16 protein-coding genes are annotated in these 18096 nt (G+C 67.3%); 6 read left to right on the plus strand and 10 right to left on the minus strand.

Features of this window, described 5'->3' with window-relative positions:
- Positions 1-60 precede the first annotated feature (60 nt).
- Positions 61-828 (plus strand): TSUP family transporter, encoded by a 768-nt coding sequence (locus tag DAT35_RS49945; protein ID WP_108076482.1) that lies wholly within the window; start codon positions 61-63, stop codon positions 826-828.
- A 39-nt stretch (positions 829-867) separates the two neighbouring features.
- On the opposite strand, the gene DAT35_RS49950 is transcribed toward DAT35_RS49945, so the two are convergent.
- On the minus strand, positions 868-1383 hold the full coding sequence (locus tag DAT35_RS49950; RefSeq protein WP_108076484.1) for a YfbM family protein: 516 nt from the start codon (positions 1381-1383) through the stop codon (positions 868-870).
- Positions 1384-1820: 437 nt separating this feature from the next.
- Between DAT35_RS49950 and DAT35_RS49955 the strand changes: the two genes are divergently transcribed.
- The 5 genes from DAT35_RS49955 to meaB all read left to right on the plus strand — a co-directional run bounded on the left by DAT35_RS49955 (position 1821) and on the right by meaB (position 8980).
- A complete protein-coding gene (locus tag DAT35_RS49955; RefSeq protein WP_108076487.1) occupies positions 1821-3317 on the plus strand; it encodes an ATPase domain-containing protein in 1497 nt (498 codons plus the stop codon).
- A gap of 2 nt (positions 3318-3319) precedes the next feature.
- Positions 3320-3685 (plus strand): response regulator, encoded by a 366-nt coding sequence (locus DAT35_RS49960; RefSeq protein WP_108076489.1) that lies wholly within the window; start codon positions 3320-3322, stop codon positions 3683-3685.
- Between the two features lie 218 nt (positions 3686-3903).
- Positions 3904-5811 carry a methylmalonyl-CoA mutase family protein gene (locus tag DAT35_RS49965; RefSeq protein WP_108076490.1) on the plus strand — a complete coding sequence of 636 codons (1908 nt, stop codon included), beginning with the start codon at positions 3904-3906 and terminating at the stop codon, positions 5809-5811.
- Positions 5811-8000 carry a methylmalonyl-CoA mutase gene (scpA, locus tag DAT35_RS49970; RefSeq protein ID WP_108076492.1) on the plus strand — a complete coding sequence of 730 codons (2190 nt, stop codon included), beginning with the start codon at positions 5811-5813 and terminating at the stop codon, positions 7998-8000. The genes DAT35_RS49965 and scpA overlap by 1 nt, the downstream gene beginning before the upstream one ends.
- Positions 7997-8980, plus strand: coding sequence for a methylmalonyl Co-A mutase-associated GTPase MeaB (gene meaB, locus DAT35_RS49975; protein WP_108076494.1), 984 nt, complete (start codon positions 7997-7999; stop codon positions 8978-8980). The genes scpA and meaB overlap by 4 nt, the downstream gene beginning before the upstream one ends.
- Before the next feature lie 51 nt (positions 8981-9031).
- On the opposite strand, the gene DAT35_RS62255 is transcribed toward meaB, so the two are convergent.
- The 9 genes from DAT35_RS62255 to DAT35_RS61525 form a co-directional block, all read right to left on the minus strand.
- Entirely contained in the window at positions 9032-9541 is a 510-nt protein-coding gene (locus DAT35_RS62255) for a biotin/lipoyl-containing protein (protein ID WP_108076496.1), read from the minus strand.
- A gap of 21 nt (positions 9542-9562) precedes the next feature.
- Positions 9563-11077, minus strand: coding sequence for an acetyl-CoA carboxylase biotin carboxylase subunit (accC, locus tag DAT35_RS49985; protein ID WP_108076497.1), 1515 nt, complete (start codon positions 11075-11077; stop codon positions 9563-9565).
- Positions 11078-11187: 110 nt separating this feature from the next.
- A complete protein-coding gene (locus DAT35_RS49990; protein ID WP_108076500.1) occupies positions 11188-11814 on the minus strand; it encodes a hypothetical protein in 627 nt (208 codons plus the stop codon).
- A gap of 122 nt (positions 11815-11936) precedes the next feature.
- Positions 11937-13499: an acyl-CoA carboxylase subunit beta gene (locus DAT35_RS49995; RefSeq protein WP_108076502.1), complete on the minus strand. Its 1563-nt coding sequence runs from the start codon at positions 13497-13499 to the stop codon at positions 11937-11939.
- 174 nt (positions 13500-13673) lie between these two features.
- Positions 13674-14264 carry a hypothetical protein gene (locus DAT35_RS50000; RefSeq protein WP_146210209.1) on the minus strand — a complete coding sequence of 197 codons (591 nt, stop codon included), beginning with the start codon at positions 14262-14264 and terminating at the stop codon, positions 13674-13676.
- Positions 14265-14404: 140 nt separating this feature from the next.
- Positions 14405-15508, minus strand: a complete 1104-nt coding sequence (locus DAT35_RS50005) for a restriction endonuclease fold toxin-2 domain-containing protein (RefSeq protein ID WP_108076506.1) — start codon at positions 15506-15508, stop codon at positions 14405-14407.
- Positions 15509-15518: 10 nt separating this feature from the next.
- Positions 15519-16928, minus strand: coding sequence for a hypothetical protein (locus DAT35_RS50010; RefSeq protein ID WP_108076508.1), 1410 nt, complete (start codon positions 16926-16928; stop codon positions 15519-15521).
- A 144-nt stretch (positions 16929-17072) separates the two neighbouring features.
- Positions 17073-17804, minus strand: coding sequence for an SMI1/KNR4 family protein (locus DAT35_RS60285; protein WP_199243246.1), 732 nt, complete (start codon positions 17802-17804; stop codon positions 17073-17075).
- A 3-nt stretch (positions 17805-17807) separates the two neighbouring features.
- A partial coding sequence (locus tag DAT35_RS61525; RefSeq protein WP_108076510.1) for a hypothetical protein occupies positions 17808-18096 on the minus strand: 289 nt, incomplete at its 5' end.

Genomic DNA, 18096 nt, shown 5'->3' on the forward strand with positions numbered 1-18096 from the left:
ACCCGATTGACGCCCAGAGTCCGCGCGCGCGCAAGCTTTGGACGTGGTAGGTGCCCGCTCGTGGAAGTCACTGCGCTCCAGATTGCCCTGCTGTGTGTCGCGGCCCTCACGGCCGGTGTGGTGGATGCCATCGCGGGTGGGGGAGGGCTGGTGACGCTGCCCGCTCTCCTGGCCACCGGCCTGCCACCGCACGTGGCGCTGGGCACCAACAAAGGTCAGTCCGTGTTCGGCGCGTTCGCGGCGCTGGTGCGCTTCTCTCGGGCGGGGCTGGTGCGCGGCAGGCTGGCGCTCGTCACCTTTCCCCTGGGGCTGGTGGGCTCGTTCATCGGCGCGGCGCTGGTGCTGCTGATGCGCCCCGAGGTCCTCAAGCCCGTGGTGCTCGTGTTGCTGGTGATTGTCGCCGCCTTCCTGGCGTTCCGCCGGGGGCCTCCGCCGGGAGAGCGGCCGGAGCCGCCCGAGAAGCGGATGCTGGCGCTGGGCGCGGTCATCGCGCTGCTCATCGGCACCTACGATGGCTTCTTCGGGCCGGGGACGGGGACGTTCCTCATCATCGCCTTCTCCGGGCTGCTGGGGCACGGGCTGACGCGGGCCTCGGCGGACGCCAAGGTGGTGAACTTCGCCACCAACGTGGCGGCGGTGTCCCTCTTCGCCTACCGCGGCGTGGTGCTGTGGTACGTGGCCCTGCCCATGGCGGTGGCCCAGTTCACCGGGGCGTGGATCGGCGCGCACCTGGCCGTGCGGGGCGGCGACAAGCTGGTGCGCAAGGTGGTGCTGTTGGTGGTGACGGCGCTGGTGCTCAAGCTGGGCCGCGACGTGCTCGCCGGGTGAGGGGCGCCGAGGCCCCTCGTCCCATGCCGGTGCGTCCGCTCAGCCGATGAACACGAGCAGGCCGTGGCCGCGCTTCACCACGCTGGCCAGGAACTTCTTCAGCTCCTCGAAGTAGGAGAAGAGCTCCTCTTCCGGGTCCAGGTCCGGGGGCGGCTCCTCCCAGAAGCCCGGGTAGATGTCCTCTTCCTGCATCCGGGCCGGGTCATAGCGCTTGCGCAGCGTGCTCTCGGAGAGGGCGTGGAGGGCCTTGGACAGCTCCTTCACCTGGTCGGGGCCGAAGGCACGCGCGGTGCCTTCGTCCGAGGGAATGTCACCCACGTCCTCACCCCCGCGCACCAGGAAGTCCAGGGGCGCCTTGCCCTCCCAGGCCGTGCCTGTCAGCAGGTACTGCAGGCCGTGCCACGTCTCGCCGATGTCGAGGTCCAGGAAGCGCGCGCCCTCCGCGTCCCCGAAGTCCTCCTCGTCGTCGATGAACGCCTCGAGCTTGTCCGGGTGCTCGAGCAGTTTCTGGCGCTGGTGGTCCGTGAGGCTGCGCAGCGAGCAGAGCATCTCCATTCCGTTAGACCCTCAGCCCGCTCCCGGCGGGGGAGCGGATGGCTTTCCGAACTACCATACCCACGGGCCCGGGAAAGTCCCGAGCGTCGACTAGTCGACCCTTGGGCCCGACTTCCTGCCGCTGCCCGAGGTTCCAGGTTATGGGACCGGGCCCGAGACGCACCCATCTTCCGAGAAGTCCACCCCAGGTTCGACGTGCTCCTCGAAGCCCCTCTGAAAGGCGCCGTACTGTTCGCGCTGGTCTCCTCGCGGGGACTTGCCGCCGGGCTTGTGGATTGTGAGGCAGGTGTTACACGCGCGGGGTGGCCGCGGCCACGTGGCGGGTGTGCCCGGTCAGGGCTCGGCCTTCATGGTGGCACTCCCCTGCGGCCCTGGCTGGGACGTCCGGCCGGAGGCCCTCTCCGGCGGCGGCCCGGCCCGAGACAAGGAGCGAGACGATGAGCGACAGCAGTCCTCCTCGGCAGGAACGGGTTTCGACGGGCATCCCCGGTCTGGACACGGTGCTCTGCGGCGGCTTGCGACGAAGCCGGACCTACATGGTGATGGGCCTGCCGGGCTCGGGGAAGACCATCTTCGCCAACCAGGTGTGCTTCCACCACGCCAGCAGCGGAGAGCGGGTGCTGTACGTCACCCTGCTGGCCGAGTCCCACACGGAGCTCGTCAGCAACCTTCGCTCGCTGTCGTTCTTCGACGCCTCGCGCATTCCCGAGTCCATCACGTACCTGAGCGCCTTCACCGTCCTGGAAGATGGCGGACTGGAGGCCCTGCTCGAGCTCATCCGCAAGGAGGTCAAGTCCCGGAAGGCCTCGCTGCTGGTGCTCGATGGGCTGGTGGCGGCGGAGGAGGTCGCCCCGTCCCGGCAGGCCGTGAAGAAGTTCATCCACAGCCTCCAGGTGGTGACGGGCATCGTGGGGTGCACCACCTTGGTTCTCACCACGGGGGGCGGCCAGGGACTGCGCGCCGAGCACACCATGGTGGACGGTCTGCTGATGTTGCAGCAGCGGACGTCCGGCGTGCGCGCCATCCGCGAGCTGTATGTCCGCAAGTTCCGGGGCAGCCCCCACCTGCTCGGGCGCCACGGCTTCGAGATCACCGGTGACGGGATTGTCATCTACCCCCGGCTGGAGACGGTCGTGGACGTGAGCCAGCCGCCGGTCGGCCTGGAACAGACGCGGCTCGGCTTCGGCATCACCGGGTTGGACAAGATGCTTCGGGGAGGTGTCTCGGCCGGCTCCACCACCATCCTGCTCGGGCCTCCTGGCAGTGGAAAGACGCTGGTCGGGATGAACTTTCTGGCGGAAGGGGCGCGCCGGGGCGAGCGCGGTCACTACTTCGCATTCTACGACTCACCCCTGCGGATGATGTCCCAGGCGGCCGGCGTGGGCCTCCAGCTCGAGCCGCTCGTGGCGCGGGGCGACCTGGAGATCAGCTTCCGGCCGCCCACGGAGAACGTCCTCGACAAGCTCGGCGTGCAACTCCTGTCGGTCATCCGGGAGCGCGGTGCGCGCAGGCTCTTCCTGGATGGCTACGACGCGCTTCGCAAGGCCTCCCTGCAGCACACCCGCGTGGCGCGCTTCCTCGCGGCGCTCGTCAACGAGTGCCGTACGCGGGGGGTGACGTTGCTCTACTCGGTGGAGACGGCCTCCTCCTTCGGCCCGGAGGTGTCGTTCCCCATGAAGGGCATCTCGATGGTGGCGGAGAACGTCCTCTTCATGAGGGCCGTCGAGCTGAACTCCGAGCTGCGCCGCTTCATCTGTGCCCTGAAGATCCGCAACAGCGGCTACGACCCTTCCCTGCGCGAGCTCATCATCACGGAGAAGGGCCTCGAGGTGGGGCAGGTGCTCGAGGGCGGGCAGATGCTCATGACGGGACTGCCACTCTCGTCCGGTCGAACCGAGCCCCGGCGGGGACTCCTGAAGCGCCGGGGCAAGTAGGAATGGGGCCGATCCTCATCGTCGATGACGAGTTTGGCATCGCCGAGGCCATCCAGGACCTGTTGCGGGATGAGGGCTACCGGACGGCGCATGCGATCAACGGCTTGCAGGCCCTGGAGCAGATGGCGGTGGAGCGCCCCGTGCTGGTGCTGCTCGACTACATGATGCCGGTGATGAAGGGGCCCGAGCTGCTGGAGGCCATGGGGAAGGATCCCAACCTGAGCGGGATTCCGGTCGTCATGATGAGCGCGAGCCCCCCCGAGTCGTGGATCCACCTGCCCTGCGCCGCCTTCCTACCCAAACCATTCGACCTCGAGCAGCTCCTGAACACGGTCTACCGGTTCGCCGGGCAACCGAAGCCGCGGTAGCCCTTCCCAGCGTCCAGGCATCCCCTCCGCAAATCCGTCGTGGCGTGATAAAGCTCGCTGCCTCTGTTCTCTGAGAACCTGGGCAGATGGTGAGCATGAGAAGGACAGGGCGGCTGTCTGGGGGCACTCTGCCTGGGCGCGTCTCCCCGGCTGTCCCCCTCCCGGTTGCCGGCTCCGCTCGCTAGCCAGGCACAACGCCACCGATTCGAGGACGCAGCATGTCGGACACCACTCTTCACATCGCCACGGACTTTCCACCGGCCTCGGTGGAGGAGTGGCGCCGCCTCGTGGACAAGGACCTGAAGGGAAAACCCTTCACGTCGCTCCAGTCGTCGCTCGAAGGGGGTCTCTCCCTCCAGCCGCTGTACACACGGGAAGACGCGAGCCGGTCCGCGCCCCCCGAACCACCAGGAGTCACCCCTTTCGTGCGAGGGACCCAGCCCCTCGGCCTGACGGAAGGCGGCTGGAGCGTCTGCCAGGAGTACAGTGAGCCCGACGTGGCCGCCGCCGCCGAGGCCATCCGTGTGGACCTCGAGCGTGGCGTGGGGGGCCTCTGGCTCTGCCTGGGCGAGACCCAGGGCATTCGCGTGCGAGACGCCGCTTCCATGGAGCGCCTGCTCGCCCACGTCTCCCTCTCCAAGACTGCCGTCCACCTCGAGTCCGAGGGTGAACTGGTGTCCACGGCGGGCCTCCTGCTCCAAGTGGCCGAGCGCAACCGGACTTCGCGTGAGGCCCTCCGAGGAAGCCTCGGAATCGATCCGCTCGGCGCCCTGGCTCGCACGGGCTTCCTGCGGAGCGGGCTGCAGGAGACCCTGAGCGAGGCCGCCCCGCTCATCACGTCCACCCGCAAGACGTCTCCCGGCCTGCGTGCGCTCCTCGTGTCGACGCGGGCCTACGCGCAGGCGGGCGCCACGTCCGTGCATGAGCTGGCGTGGGCGCTCGCCACGGGTGTGGAGTACCTGCGGGTGCTCGAACGCTCCGGGGTATCGCCCGAGGACACGGCCAGAAGCCTCCAGTTCGCGCTCTCCGTGGGCAGCCAGTTCTTTCCCGAGATCGCGAAGCTCCGTGCGGCGCGGCTCTTGTGGTCCAAGGTCGTCGCGGCCTCGGGAGGCTCTCCCGACGCGCAGGCCATGGTGCTCCATGCCCGCACCGCGGCTGCGACCAAGTCGCAGCGAGACCCCTGGGTGAACATCCTGCGTTCCACCTCCGAGTCCTTCGCGGCCGTCGTCGGAGGGGCCGACAGCATCACCACTTCGCCCTTCGACGAAGCGATTGGAATGCCCGACGAGGCCTCCCGCCGCATCGCGCGCAACACGCAGCTCATCCTGCGCGATGAGTCGAGCCTGAACCGCGTCGCGGATCCCTCCGGCGGCAGCTACTACATCGAGCAGCTCACCCGCGACCTCGCACGCGCAGCATGGACCGAGCTGCAGCGCATCGAAGGGCTCGGCGGCATGAGCGCCGCGCTCGTGCAGGGCGACATCGCCCGTGTGCTCGCGGAGACGGGGGCGGCCCGGGACAAGGCCATCCGCACGCGCCGCCTGCCCATCGTGGGCGTGAGCGAGTTCCCACACCTCGGTGAGCTCGCCGTGCGCAGAGAGCCCCGCTCGCACGAGGCCTCGCCCTCTGCCTCAGGTGGACCCACCGGGATTCGAATCACGCCGCTCCGGCCGGTGCGGGTGTCCGAGGCCTTCGAGTCACTGCGGGATGCCAGCGACCGGTACCTGGCCGCGCACGGGCAGCGTCCCCGGGCGTTCATGGCCAACCTCGGCACGGTGGCGGAGCACACGACCCGTTCGACCTGGATCGTGAATGCGCTGGCCGCGGGTGGCATCGAGGCTTCGCAGCACCATGGCTTCGCGAATGCGGCCGAAGCCGCTTCGCTCCTCGGTGCGTCGGGTGAGCGGCTCGCGGTGATCTCCGGCCCGGATGGGCTGTACCCCGAATGGGTGCCTGCCTTGTGTCAGGCGCTGAAGGAGAAGGGGGCGCGGTTCGTGGCCCTCGCGGGGCGTCCCGGTGAGCACGAGGCCGCGTTCCGCGCGGCGGGGGTCGACCTGTTCATCTACGCAGGGGCCGACCTGTTCGCGATCCTGTCTTCGCTGCACACGCAGCTCGGAGTGTCCTGATGAGCAGCAAGGTGCCGAACTTCTCGGGGATCGACTTCGACGCCCCTGAAACACTCACTTCCGCCGCATCGCTCGAATCCCTGCGGCAGAGCGCTCGCGAGAGCACGCAGCGGGCCGAGCGTTGGGACACGCCCGAGGGCATTCCCGTCAAGCCCGTGTACTCGCCCGAGGATCTCGAGGGCGTGGAGCACCTGGGCTCGATGCCGGGCCTGCCGCCCTTCGTTCGAGGCCCCTACTCGACGATGTACGTCCAGCAGCCGTGGACCGTCCGGCAGTACGCCGGGTTCTCCACGGCCGAGGCCTCCAATGCCTTCTACCGCCGCAACCTCGCGGCCGGTCAGAAGGGGCTCTCCATCGCCTTCGATCTCGCCACGCACCGTGGTTACGACAGCGACCATCCGAGAGTCGCTGGCGACGTGGGCATGGCGGGCGTGGCGATCGACTCCATCAAGGACATGCGCATCCTGTTCGATCGCATCCCGCTCGATCAGATGAGCGTGTCGATGACGATGAACGGCGCGGTGCTGCCCATCCTCGCGCTCTACGTGGTCGCGGCCGAGGAGCAGGGAGTTCGTCCGGAACAGCTCAGCGGAACCATCCAGAACGACATCCTCAAGGAGTTCATGGTCCGCAATACGTACATCTATCCGCCCGGCCCCTCGATGCGGATCATCGGCGACATCTTCCGCTTCACGGCCGAGAAGATGCCGCGCTTCAACAGCATCAGCATCAGCGGCTACCACATGCAGGAGGCGGGGGCGACGCAGGACCTCGAGCTCGGGTACACCCTCGCGGACGGTGTCGAGTACGTCCGCGCGGGGCTCGCGGCCGGCCTGGGGGTGGATGACTTCGCCCCGCGGCTGTCGTTCTTCTGGGCCATCGGCATGAACTTCTTCATGGAGGTGGCGAAGATGCGCGCGGCCCGGATGATCTGGGCCCGGCTCATCAAGGGCTTCAACCCGAAGAGCACCAAGAGCATGGCGCTGCGCACGCACTGCCAGACCTCCGGCTGGAGCCTCACCGCGCAGGACGTGTTCAACAACGTGGTCCGCACGTGCGTCGAGGCGATGGCGGCCACGCAGGGACACACCCAGAGCCTTCACACCAACTCGCTGGATGAGGCGATCGCGCTGCCCACGGACTTCAGCGCGCGGATCGCACGCAATACCCAGCTCTATCTCCAGCTCGAGAGCGGAACCACGCGGGTGATCGATCCCTGGGGCGGGAGCTACTACGTCGAGCGTCTTACCCATGAGCTCGCACGCAAGGCGTGGGCGCACATCCAGGAGGTGGAGGCGCTTGGAGGCATGACCAAGGCCATCGAGGCCGGGTTGCCCAAGCTGCGCATCGAGGAGGCCGCCGCACGGACGCAGGCCCGTATCGACTCGGGCCGTCAGGCCATCATCGGCGTGAACAAGTATCCGCTCGAGCGCGAGGACGCCATCGAGATCCTCAAGGTGGACAACACGGCGGTGCGCGAGGCGCAGATCGCTCGGTTGCGCGAGCTCCGCGCGGAGCGGAACGCGGCGGACGTGAAGCAGAAGCTTGAGGCGCTCACGCAAGCGGCCCAGCGCAACGAGGGCAACCTGCTCGCGCTGGCGATCGATGCGGCGAGGGCGAAGGCAACCGTGGGAGAGATCAGCGACGCGCTGGAGAAGGTTTTCGGGCGCTACGAGGCCACCGTGCGAAGTGTTTCGGGGGTGTACTCCAGCGAGGCCGGCAAGGACGCGAAAGGCATTGCCCAGGCTCGCGACAAGGCGGATTCGTTCCTGACGAGGCACGGGCGGCGTCCGCGCATTCTCATCGCGAAGATGGGCCAGGACGGACACGACCGCGGGCAGAAGGTCATCGCGACGGCGTTCGCGGACCTGGGCTTCGATGTGGACATCGGGCCGCTCTTCCAGACGCCCGAGGAGTCCGCCCGCCAGGCCGTCGAGAACGACGTGCACATCGTCGGGGCGAGCTCGCTCGCGGCGGGACACCTGACGCTCGTTCCCCAGCTCAAGAAGGCGCTCGGGGAGCTGGGCCGCGAGGACATCATGGTGGTGGTCGGAGGCGTGATTCCCGCCCAGGACTACGATGCCCTGCGAGAGGCCGGTGCCGCGGCGATCTTCGGCCCGGGCACGGTCATCGCGAAGGCGGCCGTCGAGCTGCTCGACAAGCTCGATACCGCGCTGGGGGATGCTTGAAGCCTCTGTCGGCCGACGTGTACGTCGAGGGGGTGCGATCGGGAAATCGCGCCCTGCTGGCCCGCGCCATCACGCTCATCGAGAGCGAGCACCCGAAGCACGAGGCCCTCGCGCAAGAGGTGCTCACGCACCTCCTGCCTCATACGGGCTCGGCCCGGCGAGTGGGGATCAGCGGCGTGCCGGGCGTGGGGAAGAGCACGTTCATCGACGCGCTCGGGATGCACCTGGTCGGACTCGGGAAGCGGGTGGCGGTTCTCGCGATCGATCCTTCGAGCACGGTCTCGGGCGGGAGCATCCTGGGTGACAAGACCCGCATGGCGCGGCTCTCGCGCGAGAGCCTCGCGTACATTCGTCCCAGTCCCTCCAGCGGAACGTTGGGCGGAGTGGCCCGCAAGACACGCGAGACGCTCCTGCTCTGCGAGGCCGCCGGTTTCGACGTGGTGCTGGTGGAGACTGTCGGCGTCGGCCAGTCAGAGACGGTCGTGGCCGACATGGTGGATTTCTACCTGGTGCTCATGCTGGCGGGAGCGGGGGATGAGCTCCAGGGCATCAAGCGCGGCATTCTCGAGGTCGCGGACATGGTGGCCATCAACAAGGCCGACGGAGACAACGCGCTCCGCGCGGAGCGGGCGCGGGCTGAGTATCGCGCGGCGCTGCACCTGATGCGTGCGGGCGCGGAGCCGGACGTGACGACCTGCAGCGCGCTCGAGAACATCGGCATCGATCGCGTGTGGTCTTCGGTCGAGACGCGCCTGGACGCGCGGCAGGCGTCAGGAGAGCTGCTGAAACGCCGGCGGTTCCAGCAGGTCGAGTGGATGCGGTCGATGATCGAAGACGGGCTGCGCGCCGCCCTGAATTCGCACCCGGGCGTATCCGCGATCGGGCCCGCCCTGGAGCGCGACGTGCGCGAGGGCCGTGCGACCCCTACCTCCGCGGCTCGACGTGTCCTGGGGGTGTTTCTCTCGGAGCCCCGGACGTAGCGCTCGACCCTCTCCCCTCGGGAGGAGAGGGCCGGGGAACGGGAGCCGGGTCTACTCGACCACCACGAGCTTCGCGTTGATCTCCACCGCGGTGCCTTCCTTGGCGGGCAGCTCCACCACCTTGCCGGCCTTGGGGCTCTTCAGCTCGTTCTCCATCTTCATGGCCTCGACGACCACCAGGCCCTGGCCTTCCTTCACCTCGTCGCCGACCTTCACCAGCACCTTCACCACCTTGCCGGGCATGGGCGCGGCGATGACCTGCTTGCCCTCCACCGAGAAGCCCGCCGAGCCCGCGCGCAGGCGCAACCGGCGCTCGTCCGCCACGTCGACGCGGGTCACCTGTCCCCGCACCAGCACGTGCACCTCGTCACCCTGCTCGTCGAACTCGACGCCGTAGGAGTTGCCGTCCACCAGCATGGACACCGCGCCGTGGTCCAGCGTCAGCGCGTCCACGAGGAACGTCTTGTCATTGAGCGTGAGCTTGAAGCGGTTGTCACCGGCCGGCTCGATGTCCACCGGCACCGCTTCCTTCTGTCCGTGCAGCTTCGCGAAGTAACGCATTGGAATGGGTCCCGTGTGGAGTTAGCGCCCGCGGCGGCCCGACAGCCGCCACGCGGAGATGCCGCCCTTGCCGCCCTCGGACGGCGCCTGGGTGAGGGTCTTCGCCCGCTTCTGATCCCTCTGGTACGCGTACACCACGCTCGCCAGCACCGCGGCCTCGGTCAGCTTCGGGTCCTCGCCCTTGCCCAGCAGCGTCTCGTGCTCGCGCGTGAGGAAGCTCGTGTCGTAGTCGCCCTCGACGAACTCCGGGTGCGAGAGGATGGCCTTCAGGTAGCGCACGTTGGTGGTGATGCCCTTCACCACGTACTCGCCCAGGGCCCGCTTGGCCCGCTCGATGGCCTCGCGCCGCGTGGGTGCCCACACGGACAGCTTGGAGATCATCGGGTCATAGGTGTTGGGCACCGTGTACCCGGGGAACACGCCCGAGTCGTCGCGCAGGTAGGGGCCGCCGGGCACGCGCAGGTAGTTGATGCGGCCGGGGCTCGGCATGAAGTTGCGCGCGGGGTCTTCCGCGTAGATGCGCACCTCGATGGAGTGCCCGTTGGGCTTGGGCGCCTCGGTGTACGGGAGCTTCTCGCCCTCGGCGACCTTGATCTGCCAGGCCACCAGATCCAACCCCGTCACCCACTCCGTCACCGGGTGCTCCACCTGGAGGCGGGTGTTCATCTCCAGGAAGTAGAAGTTGCGGTGCACGTCGACGAGGAACTCCACCGTGCCCGCGCCCACGTAGCCCACGGCCTTGGCGGCCTTCACCGCCACCTCGCCCATCTTCGCCCGCATCTCCGGCGTCAGGATGGGGCTGGGCGTCTCCTCCACCACCTTCTGGTGGCGGCGCTGCGCCGAGCACTCGCGCTCGTTGAGGTGGATGGTGTTGCCGTACTGGTCGGCGAACACTTGAATCTCAACGTGGTGCGGCTTCTCGAGGTACTTCTCGATGTAGACCGCGTCGTTGCCGAAGGCGTTCATCGCCTCGCTCTTGGCGGCGCGCCACGCGGACTCGAAGTCCTCGAGCCGCTCCACCTTGCGCATGCCCTTGCCGCCACCGCCACCGGCCGCCTTGAGCATCACCGGCACGCCGATCTTCTCGGCGTAGGCGCGGGCCTCCTCGACGGTGGCGATGGGCTCGGTGGTGCCGGGCACCACGGGCACACCGGCCTTGATCATGTTCTGCCGGGCGCGCGTCTTCTCGCCCATGGCGTCCATGGCGCTGGCGGGCGGGCCGATGAAGGTGATGCCGGCCTTCTCGCACGCGCGCACGAAGGACGCGTTCTCCGAGAGGAATCCATAGCCGGGGTGGATGGCATCCGCGCCGGCCTTCTTGGCGGCCTCCAGAATCCGCTCCTGCACGAGGTAGCTCTCGCGCGAGGGCGGGGGGCCCACCAGGAAGGCCTGGTCGGCGGTGCGGACGTGCAGGGCGGAGCGGTCCGCCTCGGAGAAGACTGCCACCGTGGAGATGCCGAGCTCCTTGCAGGTGCGCATCACCCGGACAGCGATCTCGCCGCGGTTGGCGACGAGGATTTTGCGGATCTTGGGCATGGGGGCTCCCTTTAGCACAGGGGAGTGTGTGCCCGGCGAGCCCGATGGCGGCCAGGGCGGACCCGGGCCGCCGATACGCTCCACTACTCGGAGCCTGTAGCTCCGGGCGGCTACTTGCGGCTGCTGAGGTACTGCTCCATCAGCCGGCGTGCCTCGCCCAGCTTGGCCTCGACGAAGCGGTCATCCTCGTCCGGCTCGGGCGGAGGTGCGGGGGGATGATCCTGGCGGCGGCCCTTGCCCGCGGGAGCAGGGGAGTGGGGCTCGTCACCGCCAAAGTCCACCGCCGCGGCGAGCAGGTTGCGCGCCGTCGCCCCACCGTCCAGCAGACGGCCGAGCACGGGGGCCTCCACGCCCAGCCAGCGAGCGGTCTGACGCACCACGTCGATGTACTCGCCCTCGAGGGAGCGCGAGGGACGGCCCGGCTCGCTCAGGGAGGCGCGGCCATAGCTGCCGGCCTTGTCGGTGTAGAGGCCGACGGACTGATCACGGAAGTCGCGAGCCACGGCGCGCACGAGCGCGTCGAGGTGATCCTCGGGGACGGCCTTGCCGCCGGAGGGGGTGAGCTTCAGCTCGGCCACTCGCCAACCGGCGTCGGCCAGGGCCGTGGCGGACTCTACCCAGCGGACCTCCGGCATGGGGACATTGGCGGTCTCACAGGCCCGGGAGAGCGTCTGGCGAAGGGCGGCGAGGTTGCCTTCGATGTCGGCGAGGAAGAGGACGAGACGGGGTTGAGACAAACGGGGCTCCTTATTTGGTGCGATCCTTCAAGCACGAACGCCCCCCGGAAAATTTCCCCGGGAGGCGTTCTGTCTGCTTTCGGCGGGAGGACCCTGCCCGCCTGCCTGCCTGCTCGCGAGCGCTACAGCGGAATATTGCCGTGCTTGCGCGGAGGATTCTCCTGGCGCTTGTTCTTGAGCATCTCCAGGGCGCGGATGAGCTTGGCGCGGGTGTCCTCGGGGCGGATGACCTCGTCGATGTAGCCGAGCTCGGCCGCCTTGTAGGGGTTGGCGAACTTCTCGCGGTAGTCGTTCACCAGCCTGGTGCGCTCGGCGTTGGGGTCCGAGGCCTTGAGGAGCTCGTTGCGGAAGATGATGTTGACCGCGCCCTCGGGGCCCATGACGGCGATCTCCGCCGTGGGGTAGGCGTAGTTGATGTCGGCGCGGATGTGCTTGGAGGCCATGACGTCATAGGCGCCGCCATAGGCCTTGCGGGTGATGAGGGTCACCTTGGGGACGGTGGCCTCGGCGAAGGCGTAGAGCAGCTTGGCCCCGTGGGTGATGATGCCGCCCCACTCCTGGTCCGTGCCGGGCAGGAAACCGGGGACGTCCACCAGGGTGATGAGGGGGATGTTGAAGCAGTCGCAGAAGCGCACGAAGCGCGCCGCCTTCACGCTCGCGTCGATGTCCAGCACGCCCGCCAGCACCGCGGGCTGGTTGGCCACGATGCCCACCGGCTTGCCGTTCATGCGGGCGAAGCCGATGACCATGTTCCTGGCGAAGTGCTCCTGCACCTCGAAGAAGTGCTTGTTGTCCACGACAGCGCGGATGATCTCCTTGATGTCGTAGGGCTTGTTCGGGTTGCTGGGGACGATCGACTTGAGGCCCTCGTCGGCGCGGAAGGGGTCGTCATCGCAAGGCTGGGCGGGCGGGTCCTCCTGGTTGTTGGAGGGGAGGAACGAGAGCAGCTCGCGCGTGAGGAGGATGGCGTTCTGCTCGTTCTCCGCGGCGAAGTGGGCCACACCGGACTTCTGGTTGTGCGCCAGCGCGCCGCCGAGGTCCTCCTTGGAGACCTCCTCGTGCGTCACCGTCTTGATGACGTCCGGGCCGGTGATGAACATGTAGGAGGTGTTCTTCACCATCATGATGAAGTCCGTGATGGCGGGCGAGTACACCGCGCCGCCCGCGCACGGGCCCAGGATGAGGGAGATTTGCGGCACGACGCCCGAGGCGAGCGTGTTGCGCAGGAAGATGTCGGCGTAGCCGGCGAGGCTCTCGACACCCTCCTGGATGCGAGCGCCGCCCGAGTCGTTCAGGCCGATGACGGGAGCGCCCACGCGCATGGCCATGTCCATGATCTTGCAGATCTTCTGGGCATAGGCGCCGGAGAGCGAGCCGCCGAAGACGGTGAAGTCCTGGGCGAAGACGAAGATCTGACGGCCCTCGACGGTGCCGTAGCCGGTGACGACGCCGTCGCCGAGGATCTTCTTGTCACCCATGCCGAAGTCATGGCTGCGGTGGGTGACGAACTTGTCCATCTCCGTGAAGGAGCCGGGGTCGAGCAGCAGGTCGATGCGCTCGCGAGCGGTGAGCTTGCCGGCCTCGTGCTGCTTGGCGATGCGGTCAGCGCCACCGCCCAGCTCAGCCTGCTTCTCCATGTGCTGCAGCCGGGCGCGAAGGGGATCCTTTTCCGTGGTTCCGTCCATAGGGCGCGCATCTAGCACGATTGGGGCGGGGAGGGGACCCGGGGCATGTGGGAGAGCCGCCCGGGAGACGCTCTCCAGCCCCGGAAATGCTGCACCGCGGCGCTCAAGTGAGGACTCGTGCTACTGGGAGCGAAAAGCTCGTCCTATCACGCCCGCTCTCCGCGGGGTTGCTCCTCACGGAGTCCCGAGGGCCTTGAGGATGTCCTCCGCGTTCATTCCCGCTTTCAAGGTGAGGTGGCCCTGGTCGCAACTCAGGAGGATCTCCTCGGTGGAAAGGATGGAACGGCACCACGAAGCGAGCTCGGCACAGTCGCGGATGTCTCCGGTGAAGATCATGGCGCTGACCTTGCGCCGAACGTTTCCCCGCACCTCCGAGTGGGTCATGGGCACCTGGAAGTCGAAGGCTCGCCGACTTTCTGGCTCAGCGCTCTCCTCGACTCGGGCGGCGGGCCAACGCAACCGCATCTGCTGCGCCAGAACCTGGAGAGGCATTCCCCAGCCGCCTCGGGGAATGAGGTCGTAGCTCATCCAACCCGGGGGAGCTGGCTCGTAGTCGAACGCCCGGAAGATGTCCGCTTCGGTCGTGTTGGGGGCCAGGTCCAAGTAGCCGCTCATGGACTCGTCGCAGAAGACCATCGGCTCGGAGGGGGGCGCGAGTGAGCGGAACCAGAGGGCCAACTGAGCGGCGTCGCGAAGGTCGCTGTCAAAGTAGATGGATTTGCCAGGGCGCTGCAGCGCTCCATCCACATCAGATGAATGAGGCATGGCGAGATCGAACTTGAGAAACTCGCTGCTGTCTGGCTCTTGGGTTTCACGAATGACCACCCCTGGCCACCGGGAACGGAAGTGGTGCACGAATTCTTGAGGCGGAATGCTCCAGCTCCCCGTGGATATGACAAAGAAGCTCATGGCGACTTTCGCGTGTTGACGACGATCCGGCCCGGAATGCCTAGCTCAAGCATGAGTGATTCAAAAAAGGGCACAGCCCGGGCGTCATTCAGGATGATTTCTAGCCCGACCGCTGGCGTAGTTGGATCGTTCAGGATGGCCGAATATCTGCTGAATTGATCGAGCTCCTTCTTGCGGATCATGCTGCGTACGGCATCACTGCAGCTTGAGCCTTGGATGAAGGGGCTGCTCTCCGGTTTTTCGACGTGTTTCACTTCCAGAAGGTAGGCCTCGCTGGTGCGATGGCCATCAGCCCATACCTCCTTGCCACCGCCCTGGACGAGGAACTCCTCCTCGCCGGCGTGCTCTGCCTGGAAGCGACGGGCTTCCGTCTTGTTCTCTTGTGCCTTGCGCCGCTTCGCCTGCTGGATCCACGACTCGAAAGCCTCCGGGTTCGGCACCTTGCTCGTTCCAGTTGCAGGGAACTCAACGTGGACCTCCGGTCGGGTTCCCATGGCGGCGAACGCGGGGATCGCCACCGTCGAAGCCTGTGAGGCGCTGGCGGGTGTTGAGACAGCCCTGCTGACTGCCTCCATGGCAAAGGAGGGCCTGGGCGCGGGAGGTCCCGGTTTGACCGTACCGGCCACCTTCTTCGTCAGGATGAAGGCAACGACGTTGACGCCGACGAGCGCAATCGCACGGGACAGATGGGTTGCCGCCGCCTCGAGGTCCGCGCGGCTTCGAGCCCCTGCAGCCTGATTCATGTAGGCCCACAATGCCTCTTTGAGGGTTGCGCTCTGGGCCGCCATCATCGCGACCCCAAGGACCACCAGGGCCACGTCTACGGCTTCCCCGACAACAGGGACGCCTTGTGAGCCCATCCAGGCTGCGCTCAGGGTCATCATCGCCGCGAGGCTCTCGGGCGTGAGCATCGCCCGGACCTCTTCCGACGTGGCTTCTGGTACCCCGGCCAGGGCGAGCGCGAGCGAGCGGCACAGCTTCTCCGATTGCTCCATCTGCGCGACGGGAGCACGCGTCGTCTTGCAGACGGTTCCCTCGAGCGAATTGGCGAAGGCAGGGGTTGCGAGCCACAGGCTCAGGATGCAGAGGAACGCTCTCATATCGGAGATCTCAAGGTGCGGCGGGCAGCGTCCAGACGGTGGAGAAGCGGTGGGCGCCGCCGGTGCTGTCGAGCCATCCCGAGATGCGCTCGCTCCGGGCCAGCAGCGGTCCCAGTTCGAGGCCCATGGCGAAGATGCCAGCGAGCTGCTGGTCCGAGACGACATCCATCAGCGACACCTGGTTCAGCCCGGAGGCCAACCGCTTCGGGTCCACGGTGAAGTCCACCGCGTGCGGCAGCTTCGCGCCCGCCTGGGGCACGGCGGTCAGCAGCGTGCGGGTCACCGCCTCGTCATTGCCCACCACAAGCTGGCGGCTCTTCAGCCGGATGAAGAGAGTGCCTCCCTTCACATCCAGCGTGTACCCGTCCTCCGTCGCCTTCGCGCCGGGGAACTTCGCCAGCGGCGCGAGCGCGCTCTTCATCGCCGCGGCGTCCGTCACCTCGGCGGCGACGGCCTGGCGCGGGGCGAAGAAGCGGCCCTCGGGTGTGCGCACGTTGGGGCGGGACCTCACGCTATCCACCACCGCCAGCACGTGGCCCGTGAGGCGCTCGGCCACCGCGCGTGCCACCGAGGACACCTCGGCCGGCGGACAGGTGGGGCACACCTGCTGGATGCTCGCGCTCACGCTGCCCACCGCCTGGCTCACTCCAGCCGGAGCCACCCGCGCCCGTGAGAAGAGCAGGCCCTCGGGCTTCATCGTGCCGTAGGGGCTCGTTCCCGAGGTCTGGAAGGGGGGCAGGGGGAGCTGCGTGGCGGTGCCCTCCAGCCGCAATTCGGTGGCATTGCCATCCATGCCCACCACCAGGCCTCGATGGGACAGGAGCACGTAGACGGCTCCGGGAAGCTGCGCCAGCCGCGCGTCCGGCTTGGGCGCCTTGCCGACCAGCCGCGAGGCCTCCTTCAGCATCACCTGTCCCTGGCCGTCGTCCACGAAGCCCCCGCTGGAGGTTGAGAAGGCGCAAGCCTCCTGGCCCTTGAGGGCGTAGCCGGTGTGGCCACCGGAGTCGCGCGGGATGCTCACGGTGGTGACTCCGCCGGAGGTGGTGGGCTTCACCTCCGCCTTGGTGCTCGCGGAGGCCAGCATCGCGGCGGCCTTCTCCTGGAAGGCCTTCGCGTCCGTCAGGTGCGTGCACGAGATGCGGCCGTTGGAGCGCAGGGAGACGGTGATGGGACCCGTGGGGTCGATGCCCGCGTTGGTGAGGGTGGCCGGCTGGCTGGGGTCGAGCGAGAGGAAGGGATGCAGCTCGGCGTACCAGACGACGGGCCGCATCAAGGCGGCGTACTGTCCCGCCCGGTCGAGGAATGCGGTGACACCCTGGAGTGCGTCCAACCGCGGGATGTGGACGACGGTCTCCGAGGAGGTGGCGGCGCGGGGCGCGGGGGCGGCGGCCAGCGAGGCCGCGAGGACGAGGGAGAGCATGGCCCCGGGTGAGAGCAGCGCGCCTGGAGGTCTGTCAAGTGAAGTGGCAGCTCCGGCTCCGCTCGCCCCACAGAACACCCTCATGACAGCCCGCTCGATGGCGCCGACTCGACCCCACCCATCCCAGGAAAAGCGCCAGCCAGCCTACAGCCTCGATTTCTCCATGTCCGTGTTGTCCTCGATGAGCGCCTGGACGTGCTTGAGTTCTTCGGGACTGTGCATGCCTACCCGAATGGCGAAATGTGGAGCATCAGGAGGCCGATACAGTCGTATGGCTGCTCCGTCGCGCTCGAAAAGCATGCTGTACCGAGGGTAGGGCAATCGGACGAAGCCCATCTTCTCGAGGAGGCGAGCCAGATCCTCGGCTCTGGGGGTCTGTCGTCCCTCTCCGCGATGGTATTTGGCCTGATGTGGGAAGCTCGGCATGTGGACGTATTCCATCGCCCAGAGGAAGAGCATTTCCCGGAGACTGATGTAGTCCCGGTACAGTTTCTTCTTCCACGAGTCCTCACTGAAAGACATCCGCACCACCTGGCAGTCTCCCTCCTCAGAGGGAGATTCCAAATCGAGCCAATAGGGGTTGGGTGCCAAAGGGTCGGGGTCCCCAAAAATGAAAAGGAACTGGCGTGGTGGCAACTCTCTCTTTGGGGTAAGCCGGTAGATTTCGGCGACATTGAGGAGTGGGTCGTACGCATCTACAGTGGCGAGGAGGGGCCCGCCCTCTGTCCCCATGGCCTGGGCGAACTCTCGATAGACGGGCGGAAGCGGACGGCCAAAGACATCCTCCAATTCGTCGAGGAGAAAGTCGGTATATCCCTTGATTCGGTCGCGGTAACCGGGGGAGTAGCGCTCAAGCACTGCAAGTAGTTCGTCCATGGCCTAAGCGCACTCCTGGTGGTTGTCGCACAGCATTTCGGGAATGAGTTTTTGGCAGGCGTCGCAAGAGGGGACCGAATGGCCATGGCCGAACTTCCCCTTCTCTGGCTGCATCCCATCATCGTCAGTGTGGCTATACGATATCTCCCCTGTGGGGTTCTGCATCTGAGGCATCCCCTCATATAGCAAGCAGGCGAGGAAGCGCGTATCTGGCCATGTGGTTTGAGCAGTAGGGGCATGGATGTTACCGGAGAAGTGGGTACTCAAGCCATCAACGAACAGCAGGTGCATG

Source organism: Vitiosangium sp. GDMCC 1.1324, assembly GCF_003044305.1.
Classification (GTDB): domain Bacteria; phylum Myxococcota; class Myxococcia; order Myxococcales; family Myxococcaceae; genus Archangium.

Excerpts from the sequence above, each read along its gene's own strand:
- DAT35_RS49960 (WP_108076489.1), top strand. The coding sequence starts at position 3,320 with ATGGGGCCGATCCTCATCGTCGATGACGAGTTTGGCATCGCCGAGGCC.
- scpA (WP_108076492.1), top strand. The coding sequence starts at position 5,811 with ATGAGCAGCAAGGTGCCGAACTTCTCGGGGATCGACTTCGACGCCCCT.
- DAT35_RS49995 (WP_108076502.1), bottom strand. The coding sequence starts at position 13,499 with ATGGACGGAACCACGGAAAAGGATCCCCTTCGCGCCCGGCTGCAGCAC.
- accC (WP_108076497.1), bottom strand. The coding sequence starts at position 11,077 with ATGCCCAAGATCCGCAAAATCCTCGTCGCCAACCGCGGCGAGATCGCT.
- DAT35_RS49955 (WP_108076487.1), top strand. The coding sequence starts at position 1,821 with ATGAGCGACAGCAGTCCTCCTCGGCAGGAACGGGTTTCGACGGGCATC.
- DAT35_RS49950 (WP_108076484.1), bottom strand. The coding sequence starts at position 1,383 with ATGGAGATGCTCTGCTCGCTGCGCAGCCTCACGGACCACCAGCGCCAG.
- DAT35_RS50005 (WP_108076506.1), bottom strand. The coding sequence starts at position 15,508 with ATGAGAGCGTTCCTCTGCATCCTGAGCCTGTGGCTCGCAACCCCTGCC.
- DAT35_RS49965 (WP_108076490.1), top strand. The coding sequence starts at position 3,904 with ATGTCGGACACCACTCTTCACATCGCCACGGACTTTCCACCGGCCTCG.
- DAT35_RS62255 (WP_108076496.1), bottom strand. The coding sequence starts at position 9,541 with ATGCGTTACTTCGCGAAGCTGCACGGACAGAAGGAAGCGGTGCCGGTG.
- DAT35_RS60285 (WP_199243246.1), bottom strand. The coding sequence starts at position 17,804 with ATGGACGAACTACTTGCAGTGCTTGAGCGCTACTCCCCCGGTTACCGC.
- DAT35_RS50010 (WP_108076508.1), bottom strand. The coding sequence starts at position 16,928 with ATGCTCTCCCTCGTCCTCGCGGCCTCGCTGGCCGCCGCCCCCGCGCCC.
- DAT35_RS50000 (WP_146210209.1), bottom strand. The coding sequence starts at position 14,264 with ATGCCTCATTCATCTGATGTGGATGGAGCGCTGCAGCGCCCTGGCAAA.